The following is a 13,979-nucleotide window of genomic DNA, read 5'->3' on the forward strand; positions in this document are numbered from 1 at the left end:
ACCATTTTTATCAGGAATAGGGCGTCTCAATTCAGCCATTTGTTCATTTCCTTCTAATGTAGCCATTATGATCAATAAAAATTTGACCTTCTTTCATCGCTTTTACTTGCTCTGCTCGTGTTACGAATTCCGGCATATTTCGCTCTTGCTGCGTATTATTGTTCTTATAAGCATCTTCCCCATAAGCAGCGCGAACAAGTTCGTATGTTGCCTCTGCACCACCAAAAAGAATTGCCCGCGTTGCTGCATTCGATTTATTGAAAGTATCGATAACGGTTTTTAAAGATTTCTTCATCTGTTCTGCGGTAAGATCTTGATAGAGTGCCGCTACAGAGTTTTGTAAAGCTTGCAATTCCATATTCGACAAATTCCCAAAGCCAGATGCGCCATTTGGTGAAAATGCTTTTGCTTTTCTCAAGGCATCAAGCCCGATACTTGCCTTTAATGAATCAAGCATATGACCAAAATCTTTTGCCTTAGAATTAGGAACAAACGACCCCAAAGAACCCGTGAAACCAACAACATGTGGGTGTTTCTCAACAATTTCTAGCAATTCTTTAGATGCCGAGAGTATACGATTTGACCTATCCGCTGTTTCCAGAATTTGCATTTGCAATTGCTGTTCTTCACGCTCCTGCTTCTTCTGCTCTTGGATTAATTTATGCTCTGCACCACTGCCCGTAATTAGCATCGCACGTACACCACCGGCTGCATTTTCATCCTTAACATACATATAGCCAGCTTCAGGCTTTGACAGCATGCTACTCATATCCCCTCCTAATCCAGAAGCTGTAGAACGCTGTCCCCCTTGTACGGGTATAATTTTCCCTGTGCTTGTTGAAACTTGGAAAGCCATATCCTCTGGCAATCCCTGTTCTGCCTTTTCTTCTGCTGTGAGTGTTCTATAACCTTCTTGAGGACTTAACGTGCTCCCTATGACTTTTTGAGCAAGATCTGGATACTGTGCAATCGCTTGTGCATCTTCATCACTATACCCTTTTGAACGCAAAAACTCTAAAGTTTTCTGACTATCGTTTGCTTGAGGACTTAACGTACTGCCAATCATTTTCATGGCAAGATCTGGATATTGCATAATCGCTTGCGCATCTTCATCACTATATCCTTTAGACTGTAAAAATTGCAAAGTTTGTTGATGTTGTGCACGTTCCTTGTTGCCCTGCCGCATAAGGATAGATGCATTTGAAAAACTTTCCCGTGGTGTTCTTCCTAACGCAAGCCCCGCAAAAAAATCCATTAAATGCTCGGAAAATTCTGAATGTCTAAAACGGTCCCATAAGCTCTTTGGATTTGCACCTGTCTGTACAAAATTATCAAGTGAATTTATATAATCTGTTTTCTGTTTAAGACCATCACTTGCACTTAAATGTTCCTCTTCTGGCAAATGTGCATTCAAAGATTTTTCTTCTGGTATCGGCGCCTTAAGAAAACTTTCTTGATCATTTTCTGAATCATTTTCCAAAGGTTTTTCTGCCATAGATTTTTCATTAAGTTGAGCAATATAATTCATCGCCTCTTTTTGTTGTCGCCCTGCTTCATCTTCATTCGGTTTATCAATATTGGCAACAAATGGAGATTGAAGAATCATTGATTGAATGCCGCTCTGCTCTGCAAAACCACGTGTATCTTGCTCTGGTGCTTCTTGTATTTTAACAGTATCCTTTGAAACATCCGGTAAAGGGGGCATTTGGCGTTTTAAATCATCCGTAGACATAATTAACTCTGCTGGCGTTTTTTTCCCTACCTCTTGTGTTCCCCCTTCAGTCCCACGAATAAGCTCTATAAGATTCAGTTTTTGTGGATTATTTTCCCCTTCAGTTTTCTCAAAAGGGTTTCTACTAAAAGCAGCGTGTTCCAATGCTTTGCGCTTTCTATAGGCTTTTTCACGCTCTAGTGCATTTAATTCTTCTCGCAAAAACATCATTGCACCCTTTCCATTTCAAATCCAAGTTTTCCATAATCAACGTGCAAAAAGCCTGTGGTATCATTATAGATAACCGCTTCAGGTTTTGTCCTCAAAAGGTCTTGTGCCATCACACCACGATAACGCTCTGGAAAGCCCTTGTAGTTATATTCATAGAGTTGATAGCCATTTCTCTGTCCAGCTTCTGTGATGTTTTCTTTCGCTCTTCTATCGCTAAGCCCAGCAAAAGTACCAAGAATGGTTCCAACATTTCCAACAATTTCCCATGGATTGGGTTTTGGTTGCGGCGTAAATTGTGTTGTCTGCCCCGTTTGTGTTCCATAGTTTCCAGCAACAGCTCCCCCCGCTGCAAGCAACTTGCTTAAATGATCCCAATCAAGATTGTTCTTCTGCTCCCATTTTTGGCGCTCTTCATCTAATTGACGTTGCTTATTAGCATCCATCAAACTACCACCAGCCAAAGCATTGATATTTGCCTGACTTTGACCTTGAAAAAAGTTATTAGCACCAGCCAACTGATTTTGATTGGCTTGATCAATAAGACTATTGGCATTCATCATATTGTTGACGTCTTGGTTATATTGCTGTGACAATGCCCCTGTTGCTATACCCCCCAACTCATCTGCCAAAACACCCGTATGCGCCCCAGAACCATAACGCCCTGCTCCTGCTAGAGAACTATTAATAGAGTTTGTTGCCTTGTTTAAAGCGTTTTGAAGGGCTTCATTAAAATAAGGATTATTGCCTATCTGCTGCCCAGAAGCCATGTCATTCAAATTTTTGCTTGTGACATTTTGTCCTGTTGCCAATCCATTTAAAGTGCTGTTTTGATAATTATAGGCATTGTTATTCAGCCCATTAATCGCGTTTTTTGTTTGATCACTTAAACCTGCAACACGCTGCCCCTCATAAACAGCCTTTCCGCTGCCTTGATTATAAAAATTCATGGCATCTTGAGCTGCACGTTGAAAGATACCTTTTGCCCATTCAGGTGGTGCATTTGTTTGTGTGGTATTTTGCGTCGTCTGAATTGGTTTTGAACTTTTTCCCATATTAAAGCTGCTTTCTATATTCTAAAAGATTAACGAAATATCCATGCGATTTAAGCGACTTTTCCCACCCACGCCGACCGATAATGATAAGCTCTTTCGCTCCTTTTTCTTTATAATAGGCTTCAATTTGGGAAATAAGCTTTGCTAATGTCTTCCCTCCTTTTCCCCCAAGTGTGACAATAACCGCCCGCAAAACTCCAGTAACGAGTTCTTGTAGTTCTGTTGTAACATGCGCCATAAAGTTTTCATTCTCATCTACGATAATCCAAAGAAGCTTTTCCCCTTTCAAAATATCGTTTAAAATGCTCTGCGTGGTATAGTCATCAGGAAACTTTTTTTGAAAATAAGATATTGATTTGATAACATTATCTAAATAGGGTGCCATTTTTTCAGCACTCCATTTTTCCGTGTTATAAATTTTGAAATTCATCTTATGCCTGCGGGTTTCAATGTCACATCAAAGCCTGTTATATGAGTCCATGGCGTGCCTTCAGGTATTCTAAGTCGCAAAGCATGATAACGCGCCCTAGAGCGGATATTGTACATCCCACTGCTATAGCCCGCATAACGTTCTTTCGCCCAATTTAATTTATTTCTATTATCAATGATAAAAGCAGCCCCAACACTTAAAAAGCCATTTGTCGTATCTGCTTGAACAAAAGCTTCACTCATCAGATTTATCTGTCTTCCTGTATCCCCCACAATTTGTGAAGTAATGACAGCTTCCATAGGCGGACCTGCAAAAAAACCAAAGGTATTATTGGGAATAAATGCTCCCAATATTGGCGCGCCATTTTGCCACATTTTACTATCAAGAGAAGCCGGTAAATCTCTCAAACGCTCTTTTACTTCGTCTAACCCTTCTAAGGTGTATCCGGCTGCAAAAAGAGGAAATAAGAGAAGTTTTTGTCCTCTAATAACGCTCCATATCTGTAGCAACCAATCATAAACATAGATATTCATCCCCATAATATCGTCGTTTATAGAAAAATAAACACGTGAATAGACCGGATCAATACAAGCGTTTATCTCATCAATGGCAAAGTTACTGTAAAGCGTAAAGATAGTCTTATCGACCTTACCAAAACCGATAGGCAACATTTCACCGGTACTATTGATTTGATAAAAACCATCATCGGAAACAAAGAAAGTATAATCGCCACGACTTGCAATTGCCGTACTGCTTTTGGCTCCTATTTTATCTTTTATCTTTACAAAGCTAAATATTATTTTAGACCCTGGAACAAAGGTTCCATGATAAATGGCAGAGCGCATAAAAATAAGCGGATTGGTTGCTTGTGTTGCACCCTGCACATATTCGCCATCTGGAAAATCCTGATAATCGCAATTTTTCTCACCAACCTTCCAGTGTGTTGCATCATTAAGACCAGACCAATGAACACGATTGGGCTTGTCTGTTAATTTCATCAAACAGACAAAATCTCCCCAAATACGCACAAGCCCAGCACGTGGAGGGTTTCCTTCTAAATCCTCAAATCTTTCCGACGTCTTTAATGACAGTACTTGCGGTGCATCATTGTTATTAACAGCAATGATATAATCACCAAAAGCAGCAAAAGACCAAGGTGCCGTTTCATTGGCATGATATTCAATGCCAGACTTGCTAATGTCTTTCCAGCCCCGTGTGCTGTTATCAAAGGCATAAAGCTTTGTCGGTGAACCTACAATAATGCGTACACCACTCAATGACCGTACAGCATAGACCCCTAAAATAACATCGGGAAAAGGCTCTGAAACCGGTGCAACATTGGGAAATGGAATATAGGAATTAGGGGCTGGTAAAACGTTCACTATCTCATTGGAATAACCACTATTAATAAATGCCACATCTGGTCTAAACTCAGCAATAGGAATAAAAGTCATTAGAAATCCGTGTGTTGAATTTTTAACAAATTCTTGCGCCGTGAAGTCTCAATTTTAAGCGCATCAAGTTGCTCTTGAAACATAGCAAAAGCTGCTGTTGCCATCTGTGGTTCTTTAATAATATTCGTATAAATTTCATATTTTGCGCGGGTTTTGATCAGTTCATAAGCTTCTAAAAACCATATTGAAGCTTCTTGTGTGCTCTCAATATCTTTTATCCTCATAGGATCAAGAATAAGCCTGATAGAATAGACGCGGTCTGGGGTTGGATATAAGATAAGCTTTTGTTCAAAATAACTGTATTGCGTAGGCATGCCATTGTTACAATCATTTACCCCCTCCATCACAAGAGGATCTACATGCAAAAGCTTTGATTTGTTGTGATTATCCTCATAAATATAAGCATCAACAATACGTACAGCTTTTGGAATAACTGGATTTTCCGCTGCTCCATAACGGCTTTTCCCCTTTAAAGTGGTCAAAACAACTTCTCGGCTTTCATTAAAATAAAAGGGTAATCGTTCACAAAAGCGTAAAGCAGAAAATATCGCCTTTTGAATTTGATCTACATATTCATCCGTTTGATCATCTATCTCATCTTGAATATCATTCACCATCTGAGCGAAATTTTTCTCATGAGGAAAAATAATCCCTTTTTCTCCAATCGGACCACTTGTCTGTATGATTATTGTCATATCACCCTCTTCCAAACATTTGGGGGACGAAAGGAACAAACGCCCCCCTTGTCTTTCATGTTCCTCTGCCTTTAGCGATTGGTGTAAAATTCAACAATCACCTCTGCCTCCCCTTTGGTGCTTTTCTTATCTCGTGTCATATAAATCGCATTTTCAAATTCTAATGGAACATCTCGTGTCTCCGCAGGAATGTACAGATTACCATCGTTAGATTGCGAAAGATTTGTCTCTCCATAATCATTACCATAAGGCTCTTTTCCAAAATTAGCTGTTACGTCTTCAAAATCCTCTATGACGTAAGCGGTAATGCTTTTGATAAAAGCCCCGCGGGGTAGAACACCAATTTTCGTTATCAACCCTTGGTCTGTACATTGAACACGCGCTCGACAAAAACTAACCTGCTGTGTACAATTGTTGCGTCCTTGTAAAATAGGAGGCAACCCCTCATCGATCATAGCAACTGTTTCATCATTTTCCTGTATACTTGGTGACTTTTCTGCCATAGGTTTTTCTGCCATCATTGTCATCCTTTAAAGAAGTTAAAATTGTTAGCTGATTTCAGCAAAAGAAGGGATAACAATCGTGCCAAAGTCTTGTCCCCCTTGATCAGAATGCGGCAAAACATAGCGTGACTTTTTCATGCCAATAATGGTTTTTGCTGCCACACCAAATTCACGTTGATAATCAAATAATTCTTCGACCAACTTATAACGTGTTGCCCCTTTTCCATTGCCTCCTGTTGCTCCATTACCAGCGCGTCCATAAGCCATAATAACGCTTTGTGCCCCAAGCAGAACAGCACGACGAACAGACGCCAGTGGCTCCCCTGTCTTTGAATTCACACCATTTGGTACATGTTCAGCTTCACGTAAAATGACACCGTTATACATACCCAAAGAGCCATCAAAGATAGGATTTTTAGACCGTGAACCCTCATAAGCTGCTTTGGTAATATCCAACCATTGACCACTTTGTGTATTGGTACGCAATTGGGTTACTTGTGTTGGGTGAAGATACATCACATAGGCGGATTTTCCTTCAACACGAACCGGACGCAAGCGTGGATTTGCTAATTTAGCGCGTTCAACAGCTTTATCTATAAGATCTAATGTAAAAGTATCTTCTTTTGTAAGCTCTTCATCCGTTTTTTTCTTGGCTGGACGAATAACCCGCAATTTGCTTGGTTCTAGTGGTGCATTAAAGCCATAATGAACCGGTTTAAGCGTTATGGTACGCCCTTCAAAATGAATCCATGGTGCTGTATAACCTGTTGCCTGAATGAAGAACATCAAGCTTAAACGGTCTGCATACCAATCAACAAGCCCATCTTTTGCTTCTGTCCGCATATTAAATAAAACACGTTGTTGATCAATGGTGCCTTCATATTTGACACGCACCGCATGAGAAAGCTCATTAATGCGTACCGTTTCATTCATAAATTGTAGTGCTTCTTCATTGCCTTCCAGCGTTTGTCCTTCACTAACGCCATCCCCCATCAGTTGAACACGTAATCCACTTGTAACGGAGTCACCAGCACTTTTCCCTAGCATATCCAATACTTGGATAACGCTGTTTTTTCCTTTCCCCATCAGCGGTGCAATTGGTAACGCTTTTGAAGTCTCTGTGTTTAGCATCTTAGCCCACACGCCAACGGCTAATGGGTCATTAAGATTTACTTGTGTTACTGCCATCTCAAACAATGCCTTTCTTGGTTTTTAAAACTCGCCTTGCGGCATAACCAAATGACAACAATCACTTGGCTATCTCTGTCGTGCCTTCGCGCCACTCTTCACGCTCTGCTCATAATTTGTTCAAATTTTTCGGGATTTTTCTCAACCCATACAGCAAATTCGGCTTCTGGCATGGAAAAGAGTGTTCTCACATCCATACCCCCCGTTGGAACTTGCCCTCCGCGCGCAGTAAGTGTCCGCGCTGCTTGAGAACGCTCTTGAAGGGCTTCCACTTCGTCCCTTCCCCCTCCTTCGTCCTTCATTGGTGCTCCACTGTAACCAAAAGCCTTTGCTTTTTGCACAAGCACCTCTATGGGATTGATACCAACTTTTTGACATTGCTGGCATATTTGACGCAATTCAACACCAATTTGTTGTTGCCGTGCCACGGGGTCGTTCCATTGCGGAAAAAGACTTGCTTGCGCCTGTAGAGTATTGTCTGCTATTTCATAAAGATAATCGGTGATACTGTCTAAATCTGGATATTTATCTTGCACCTGCGCTTTGGCTTCCTCAAAATAATCCCCTAATTGCTGTCGTTCATATTCTTCTTGCCTTGCACGCTCTTGGCTCTCTCTCATGAGAGAAAACTCATCAAGCAATTTCTGTTGTTCCTGTACCTTATGACTAAGCCATGCAATATGTGCTCTTGGATCATTTTCAAGTGTTGGAATCTGTTCATCAGAACGTCGCGCTGCTTCTTCTTGTATTGCTGCATATTTTTGCGCCAGTTCTATTGCTAGTTCACGCGCTTCCATGGCGCTTTGCTCTGCTTTTTGGCGCGCTTGGCGTTCTTGCTCTAATGTGTCATCACTTGGTTGCTGTTGAGACTGCTCTGCTAATGGCTGTTCAGAGTTCTCTTCTTCTTCAAAATCTTGGCTTACTTGTTCAGGCTCGACAAGCTCAACATGCGGCTCACTTGCAAATTGTTCATCATAAATTGCTTGCTCTTCAGGTGTAAACTCTTCTTCCATATTCTCTTTTGCTCCTTTAATAGATTCGCGCTCTTTCGGTTGTTGCTCGATACTGTTCCAACTGGGTTCGATACGCCTTTCGCTCTAGGTCGCGTTGCGCTATCTCATTCTTTGCTCTTTGTAATTCAAGCTGCATGCGCGCCTGTTCTTGTTTTAAGAAAAGCTCAATATTTTTCTGCTGTAATGCTACTTGCTTCTGCTGTGCATCAAGTTGATAAAGCGTTCCCTTTGCTTGTGCTTCCTGTTGCAAAGCTGCAATCTTTGTCTGTTGCTCTGGAGATATTTGTGCTCCTTGACTTTGTTGCATCATCTGCTGTTGCTGCTGTTCTTGTTGTGCCTGCTCTGCCTTAGCTGTTAAACTTGCCACCAATGTTGCCGGCAATGGTGAAAGTTTGAGAAGATCTGGAATCATATTCGGTGTTATGAAACCACCAAGCAACGGCAACATCTGCGTAATTGCCGCAAAAGTTCTCTCTTTTTCATTGGGGCTTATCGGTGAATCATCAACAATAATGTCATATTCAAGCGTCGTTACAGCTTCACGGGTTAAGGGTACATACTGCGCATTTTCTGGTCCAGAAATACGGACCAAACGCCCATCGGAAAGATAGTTTTGAATCAGATAAAGGATAATCTTTCCCTGTCGACATCGATAAAGCTTAAGATTATCAAACAACCCTGCAAGCAAATTAAGTGTTGATTGCCGGCGTGTATTTTCCAACACATTGGCTTGGTTAACCTCCCGTGTTCCGATAAACTCTGCCGATAATCCTGTTACATGCGTTATTGCTTCACGCGATTCATTAAACAACTGAAAAAAGCCACTAGGGAATTGTGCACTTGGTTTTGGTTGGATTTTTCCTCCTGTAAGCGCCCCGTTTTTAACCCAAGTAATTGCATCAGTTCGTGCCCAATTTTCTAGTGCTTGCCGCTCATCATCAAACGCCCCTCGTTCTGCCATCAAACCACCTTTGGCTTGACTATTCAAAATATACATGACTTGACTAAAATATTTATTTGACCATTTTTGTGGATCTTTCGCGGGACGAACAATACCGTAAAACTGGTTCTTTAATTTATCCAACGTCCCTGTGATGCATTCCCAGCCAAGCTGTCCATCAGGCGCTAATGGTTTATCAGGTTTTGCCAAAAGACGCCGTCCTAAAAAAGCGCGCTTGACTATTTTTTTATTAAAACGCACCCCTTGTAGCTGTGGTGCCAACCTTTGAAGTTGTTCAAACTCTTGTTTGCTATAATCGCGCATCTGCCCTGTTTGAAGATCAGGCGCTTTGTATGTCATCTCATATTCAAACCAACGACATTCAACAAGCGTGACATACTGTTTTCCCAAAAACGGCTCTGATACAGATGCCCCGTTGGAATTCTCATGATAGGCATCCGATACATGATAATCCTCAAAATCTGTCGTACTATCAACCGCCCAATCCGCATGAAGGTCTTCAACGGCGATATCAGGAAAAAGGCTTTTAGCATCCTCAATGGGCTTGCGATCAACATACCACATACGCTGTGCATCAACGAGATTAGGTCTTACAGCATTCGCATCCCATACCATTTTCAGAGGATCTAAACGCCTTATAGTTGGCATTCCTTCGGGATTGGTTTCATAATCAAGCCGTGTATCGGTCCAGCCCATGCCACAAATGACCATATCTTGAAAAGCATCGGAATCGGCATATTCCGCCTCTGCCTCATCACGAAACCATTCTGCTGCTCCCGTTAACAATTCATTGGATATTGCTGCTCCTACTTGCCGTGGTTGAAATTGCACTTCACGCTTGTTATTGCGTTCTGCCCCAACAATTGCATTCACAAGGGGTGCAATACGATTAAAAGTCATAACGGGGCGGCGTTGTGTTTTTAAAACAGCAAGATCTTCCTCTGCCCATTGACGACCATTATAAAAATCAAAATCCTCACGCGCCTCTTCACGCCATTCATTGACATGATCAACATCTTCCTTATACCAAGACTTTAAGCGCCTATAGAGCGCATATTCATCAAAATCTGTTGTTTTCTTTAAATTATGACTTAGAATGCCATCCATGATGCCGCTTCTCTTTCTGTAGCGCGATAACGTTCTTGTTGTGATTTAATCCGTGGTGCTTCATAGGTAAGACACATCAATCCAAAAGCATCTGCACCATGACTCGACCAATCATGCTCTGCCCCCAACCCTATATTCCGCTTCTCATCCCATTTCTCGTGATACCAGTTCAATGCCTTACGACCCGCTACAGTCATTTCCTCGTTGAACCAAACAGAAGGTAATATACGTCGCACTGCCTCTATCCGCATTTTGACAGCACCGGCTCCTTGATTAGGGATCACTTGCGTTTCAAAACCCGCATCATTGAGAGCGCTCTCAAAACTCACATTGTGCACACGATCTCTGGTCGCACCATCATGGGGTAACACCATCAGTGCTTTCTCGTAACCATTGTGACGTAACCAACCGATATGCTCTGATAAGGGCTGCCCTTGTGCCTCGTAATAATCCAGCACTCTGATCTCTCTGCCAACAAATTGTGCTATCCATATCGCTGTGGCATCTGCTTTGGCTCCCGTCCCCCCGATATCCCAAAAGGCGCGTATCTGCATTAATGGGTCACGTGCAACACGCCCTATCCGCCCCTCTTGCTCGGCTGCCAACATCTCCTTTTGAAAGTAAGCCCCTTGTACCGCTGTAAGATAAGCCCCTTCCCAGATATGTTTATAGGTCTCGGGGCGGTTTTTTAGGTCATCAAGCCGCGCTTCATTCAAGATCTTGGGAAACTTCGGATTATCCGACCAGTTAATCTCAACACGTTTAATCGCTTCATTGTCTGAAAAGCGAAAACGTCTTTCAACCGGGGCGTTATCCCGTAATGGGTTCCATGTCACCCATAACTCTGCTCTCCAGCCCTCTCCTTCTTCACGCAACGTCGGTATAAGCGTCTGCCAAGCTGTCTCTGTCACGGGTTCTGCCTCGTCAACCCAACAGAGCAAAATACGCCCCATCGATTTGATGCTCGCAATATTGCGGTCTAGTCCAGAAAACTGAAAAGCTATACGACCATCATTCGACTTAATCGAAGCTTCACCAACCTTGTAATAGTCCTGTAAAAAGTCATGGGCTTCAATCGCGCGCTTAATTTCCTCTAATGAACTTTCTGCCAACGAATTTTGAAACTGACGTGCACAAAGGATAGTCCCCGATATCCCTCCCATACCAAATTGATAGCCTTTTAAAGCCGTCATCAAGGCAAATGATCTTGTCTTTCCAGATCCTCGTCCACCCCAAGCTGCTCTGACCAAAGCATCCCCTACAAAAAGTGGAATAAGCTTTGGTACAATCTTAATCTGTCTTGTTGTCATGAACCAAAGGCGCTATTTCTACACGCCCTATCATCTTAATTGCGCCCCCATCTTCCCCCGTCACTTGCAAAGGCAAGATCTTACCAAGCAACGCTAAATAAGCCGCGGGGCATTTGACTGCTTGCTTTTCCAGATAAGAGATCAACCCCTCATTGCCATACTTACTTCCTGCCCGTTCCGCTGCTTTAATCACTGCCTCTTTTAAAATGCGTGTCGTCTTATTGGGTACACCTTTAACACGCCCTTGCCCTGCTTTTGGGGGCATTCTTTTTAGTTGCGAAGTCATCTTTGTATTTTCTGCTGTCATCCAATACTTATCTCCAGATAACAAAAAACCCCGCAAAACGCAGGGCTCTAAACAATCATATCATCATAAAGGGGGTTTAATGAGAAACTCTCTACTGTAATTTTAGACGCAATTCGACCAGTACAGCAGCGCTATAAAACACCATTATTCACACCATGTCAACAAAAAAATCACGATATTGTATATTTTTTTATTTTTTATCTAAATATGGTATCTTTAATAGCTAAAATCTCGTAATTGCCTCATCTAAACGAATCAATTATACGACTGATGATTAATAAAAAAGGGGGGAAAATGTGGTTTTTCATAAAAGTTGCAATCTTTATTTTAATACTCCCGATATTAATTAGTATTATTATATTACTAATTTACGGTATTGGATTATTACTAAAGGGCATATTTGAAACTTTAATCACCTTACTAAGTATAGTAGGAAACGTACTATTAACAATAATATCACCAACAGTAGAAACTATTGACTATGCCTTTGCAAAGGATAAAAGCAAATGGAACGAAATCATTGAAAAACGAGAAGAATTTAAAAAACATAGAGCAATTAAGAAAAAAAGCGGAGAAAAAACAAGAGATTATTATTTTCGCTTTGCCAAACACAGTTTATTTTTACTCTTGCGTTTAGCGGGATTATCCTATTTCGCAGCAGCAGCAACTTTAATAATTATGTTTTCTACATCGTATATAATTGCCACATGTTTTCCCCACTCCTTTGCGCCTTATTTGGTAGGAGCAATTATTTTAATGCTTACTCTTCCTCTTACAGTCTGTATAGCACCAATCCAAGATAGAATCCAATTGCTACCGAATTTATTCTTACTACAAATATTAATTCTTTGGATTCAGTTTTGCGAAATTATATCTATGGGAACTGTATTTTATATAGCGTGCTTTGAAATATTCATATATGTATTATGTAGCTTTTTTCACGCAGTATTTATAGCAGAATTATTAGAACAACAGTCAACATCTTTTGAAACATTATAATAGATAATTTCCTTAGCTTCTCATATCTAATCGTCCAAGCCAGGCTCTTTCTTTACCTCTTCAGAGCTATAAAAAGGTGCCTCTCCTCTTTTAACACGCTCTCTGACCTGTGAAGCTAAATAATAATCCTCTGCTTCCTCTATTCCACGTTCAATAATTTCACGCAAATAAAAAGACTTTGTACGTCCTGTCTTAGCAGCTAAATTATTTAAACGTGTTTCAAGATCACTTGGCAAACGAATAGATATTGTCATAACGCAATCCTCATATTTGTATTCACTGTAATACAAATACAACGTATTGTACAGAAAAACGTTTCACGCCACGCTGCAAAAAACTACGTAAAAACATTTACCATTTATTTTTTTGGTCAAAATATTCCTGGAGAGCATTCAGAGCAATACGCAACGAACTTACAAGATATGGTAGCTCTTTATCTTCTACGACAAGATATTGTAAAGCCGCATGAAGATTATACTGTCTATAGAGGCATTGTTCCTCTCTTATCGCCTCTTGCATATTTGAAAACTGTTCTGTTGCCAATTCAACCCATTTTTCCCTTGCTGCCTCATCAGAAGATGACGGCATTTCGTCATAAACAGCGCTTGGCAAACCTTTTGCACACGAATAGTCATTTCTCACTTCAAGATATTTTTGCGCAGCATCATACTGCTCTTGAGTAAGTAAACCCTGCAAACACAGCCGCCCGATATAAGACCCAGCAAGTGGATTTTTTGCCTCTTGTAAAGTTAAGCAGTAGCGCTTTGCACGCATTTCAATTGCTAATTGATTAATAGGTTCCGGAAACGGTATGACCCGTGAAGCACAATATTTTTTCTCTCTCATAGATCTCTCAATCTGTAAGCATCCACATTTTTTTCTTTTTGCTATATTGTTCAATTAGAATGGCATGCTGTCATTATAAGATGCGCTATAATCGGCTGCCCCTGAAGCAACAGCATAATTTTGAGAAGTAACGGGTGGAGGAGTAGATTGCTCTTTTTTTGCATCAAGCAAA

At 41.0% G+C, this 13,979-nt stretch carries 14 protein-coding genes and 1 pseudogene; 1 reads left to right on the forward strand and 14 read right to left on the reverse strand.

All coding sequences use genetic code 11. The features are described 5' to 3' along the window. Positions 1–43: 43 nt before the first annotated feature. From FNZ60_RS10085 to FNZ60_RS04145, 11 genes are all read right to left on the reverse strand, one after another. Positions 44–1,942, reverse strand: coding sequence for a hypothetical protein (locus FNZ60_RS10085; protein ID WP_246054709.1), 1,899 nt, complete (start codon positions 1,940–1,942; stop codon positions 44–46). Next, positions 1,939–2,994, reverse strand: a complete 1,056-nt coding sequence (locus tag FNZ60_RS04100) for a tail fiber domain-containing protein (RefSeq protein WP_142416424.1) — start codon at positions 2,992–2,994, stop codon at positions 1,939–1,941. Before FNZ60_RS04100 ends, FNZ60_RS10085 begins: the two co-directional genes overlap by 4 nt. A gap of 1 nt (position 2,995) precedes the next feature. Beyond that, entirely contained in the window at positions 2,996–3,379 is a 384-nt protein-coding gene (locus tag FNZ60_RS04105; RefSeq protein WP_142416425.1) for a hypothetical protein, read from the reverse strand. A gap of 41 nt (positions 3,380–3,420) precedes the next feature. Next, entirely contained in the window at positions 3,421–4,878 is a 1,458-nt protein-coding gene (locus FNZ60_RS04110; RefSeq protein WP_142416426.1) for a hypothetical protein, read from the reverse strand. Continuing rightward, a complete protein-coding gene (locus FNZ60_RS04115) occupies positions 4,878–5,573 on the reverse strand; it encodes a phage adaptor protein (protein WP_142416427.1) in 696 nt (231 codons plus the stop codon). Before FNZ60_RS04115 ends, FNZ60_RS04110 begins: the two co-directional genes overlap by 1 nt. A 71-nt stretch (positions 5,574–5,644) precedes the next feature. Next, complete coding sequence (locus FNZ60_RS04120) at positions 5,645–6,076, reverse strand: hypothetical protein (protein ID WP_185913474.1); 432 nt, start codon at positions 6,074–6,076, stop codon at positions 5,645–5,647. Positions 6,077–6,121: 45 nt separating this feature from the next. After that, complete coding sequence (locus FNZ60_RS04125) at positions 6,122–7,264, reverse strand: N4-gp56 family major capsid protein (RefSeq protein WP_142416429.1); 1,143 nt, start codon at positions 7,262–7,264, stop codon at positions 6,122–6,124. 98 nt (positions 7,265–7,362) lie between these two features. Further along, positions 7,363–8,277, reverse strand: a complete 915-nt coding sequence (locus FNZ60_RS04130) for a hypothetical protein (protein ID WP_142416430.1) — start codon at positions 8,275–8,277, stop codon at positions 7,363–7,365. Between the two features lie 16 nt (positions 8,278–8,293). Next, the gene (locus tag FNZ60_RS04135) at positions 8,294–10,345 is read right to left on the reverse strand and encodes a portal protein (protein WP_142416431.1); all 2,052 of its coding nucleotides are present in this window, start codon (positions 10,343–10,345) and stop codon (positions 8,294–8,296) included. Then, entirely contained in the window at positions 10,330–11,655 is a 1,326-nt protein-coding gene (locus FNZ60_RS04140) for a PBSX family phage terminase large subunit (RefSeq protein ID WP_142416432.1), read from the reverse strand. The genes FNZ60_RS04135 and FNZ60_RS04140 overlap by 16 nt, the downstream gene beginning before the upstream one ends. After that, entirely contained in the window at positions 11,636–11,962 is a 327-nt protein-coding gene (locus tag FNZ60_RS04145; protein WP_142416433.1) for a hypothetical protein, read from the reverse strand. The genes FNZ60_RS04140 and FNZ60_RS04145 overlap by 20 nt, the downstream gene beginning before the upstream one ends. Before the next feature lie 294 nt (positions 11,963–12,256). On the opposite strand from FNZ60_RS04145, the gene FNZ60_RS04155 reads away from it, so the two are divergent. Then, positions 12,257–12,961, forward strand: a complete 705-nt coding sequence (locus tag FNZ60_RS04155; protein ID WP_142416434.1) for a hypothetical protein — start codon at positions 12,257–12,259, stop codon at positions 12,959–12,961. 26 nt (positions 12,962–12,987) lie between these two features. Here the strand turns inward: FNZ60_RS04155 and relB are convergent, their stop codons facing one another. The 3 genes and pseudogenes from relB to FNZ60_RS10090 form a co-directional block, all read right to left on the reverse strand. Then, positions 12,988–13,215, reverse strand: a complete 228-nt coding sequence (gene relB / locus FNZ60_RS04160) for a type II toxin-antitoxin system RelB family antitoxin (protein ID WP_142416435.1) — start codon at positions 13,213–13,215, stop codon at positions 12,988–12,990. Positions 13,216–13,312: 97 nt separating this feature from the next. Continuing rightward, positions 13,313–13,807 carry a hypothetical protein gene (locus FNZ60_RS04165; RefSeq protein ID WP_142416436.1) on the reverse strand — a complete coding sequence of 165 codons (495 nt, stop codon included), beginning with the start codon at positions 13,805–13,807 and terminating at the stop codon, positions 13,313–13,315. A 54-nt stretch (positions 13,808–13,861) separates the two neighbouring features. Continuing rightward, a pseudogene (locus tag FNZ60_RS10090) lies at positions 13,862–13,979 on the reverse strand (single-stranded DNA-binding protein); the annotation flags it as partial.

This window comes from Bartonella massiliensis, from assembly GCF_902150025.1.
In the GTDB taxonomy this organism is placed as follows: Bacteria; Pseudomonadota; Alphaproteobacteria; order Rhizobiales; family Rhizobiaceae; genus Bartonella; species Bartonella massiliensis.